The organism is Kitasatospora sp. MY 5-36, from assembly GCF_001182915.1.
Classification (GTDB): domain Bacteria; phylum Actinomycetota; class Actinomycetes; order Streptomycetales; family Streptomycetaceae; genus Kitasatospora.
The window spans coordinates 1-1,555 of record NZ_LFVW01001167.1 but is presented as its reverse complement, the minus strand read 5'-3'; the positions used below and the strand labels follow the sequence as shown (position 1 = coordinate 1,555).

Annotated in this window: 1 protein-coding gene; it reads right to left on the bottom strand. The window is 78.8% G+C overall.

The features are described from left to right. Positions 1-78: 78 nt before the first annotated feature. A partial coding sequence (locus AE652_RS41095) for an ABC transporter ATP-binding protein (RefSeq protein ID WP_049661066.1) occupies positions 79-1,555 on the bottom strand: 1,477 nt, incomplete at its 5' end.

Here is a 1,555-nt window from a genome sequence, read left to right as displayed (position 1 = left end):
CGCCCGGAGAGGGCCGCGCCCGGCCGGTGAGAACGGCGCCGCGACCGGCGGGGCTCCCGTAGCCGGTGCGGCGCCGGGTCAGCGCACGCTGCCCGCGGGCTGTTTGGTGACGGACGGTGCGGACAACGGACCCCCGAGCGGCAGGACGTGGTCGGCGCGGCCGGTGACCAGGGGGAGGTCGTGGCTGACCAGGACGACCGCCAGGCCCCGGCCGGTGCGCAGGCCGTCGAGGAGGTCCATGAGCACGGCGGCGGTGTCGGTGTCGAGGGCGGAGGTGACCTCGTCGCAGAGCAGCACGTCGGGTTCGGCGGCCAGGGCGCGGGCCAGCGAGACCCGCTGGCGCTGCCCGCCGGAGAGCTCGTGGGGGTGGCGGGCCGCGTAGTGCGCGGGCAGGCCGACGGCGTCGAGCAGTTCGGCGACGCGTTCCTCGCACCGGGCGGCGGGCAGGGCGAAGTGCAGCTTCAGCGGCCGGGTGAGGGTGGCGCCGACGGTGCGGGCGGGGTTGAGGGCGCCGAGGGGGTTCTGCGGGACGAGCTGGATGCGGCGGCGCTGGTCGCGGGTGCGGCGCCGGTAGGAGGCGGCCAGCGGCTGGTCGTGGAGCGTGAGGGTGCCGGTGTCGGGCGTGTGGAGTCCGGCGAGGGTGCGGACCAGGGTGGTCTTGCCGCAGCCTGACGGGCCGACGATTCCGGTGAGGGTGCCCGGGGTCAGGTCGAGGTCGACGTCCGCGAGGACGGTGCGCCGGGTGCGGCCGCTGCCCGTGTGGGCGCCGAGCGCCCGCACGCTCAGCACGGGGCCGCCGCCCTCGGCAGGCCGGGGCCCGCTCTCGGCCACCACCGCCGCCGGGCGGGCCGGCGCGGGCGGCGGGGACGGCGCGGACGACGGGGCCTGCGCGGGCCACAGGGCGAGGGCGTCGTCGGCGCAGCGGGCGACGAAGTCGGGGTCGTGGCTGGTGAAGGCGATCGCGATGCCGTCGCGCTCGGCGATGGCGCGCAGCAGCTCGGCGATGTCGTCGCGCAGGGCGGCGTCGAGGCCCGCGGTGGGTTCGTCGAGCAGGAGGATCTCCGGCCGCCGGGCGAGGGCGCGGGCGAGGGCGACCCGGCGCTGCTGGCCGCCGGACAGCCCCGCGGTGCGGCGGTGTTCGAGGTGCTCGTCGGCGGGCAGCCGGACGGTGCGCAGCAGTTCGGGTACGGAGGTGCGGCGGCGGTCGGCGGCGGTCTCGGTGACGAGGCGCTCGACGCGCATCCGCGGGTTGAGGCCGGAGCCCGGGTCCTGGCCGACGAAGGCGAGCCGGTGGCGGCGGAGGCGGCGCAGTTCCTCGGGCGGCAGGGCGAGGATGTCCTGGCCGAGGACGTCGACGCCGCCGGCGCTGACGCGGGCGCCGGGCGGGAGGGCGCCGACGAGGGCGCGCAGCAGGGTGGTCTTGCCGGCGCCGGAGGGGCCGGTGATGGCGTGGACCCGGCCCGGGACGAGGGCGAGGTCGGCGTCGGTGAGCAGGGGCGTGTCCCCGAGCATGACGGTCAGGCCGGTGGCGCGGGCGGCGGGGGCGGGGGCGGGG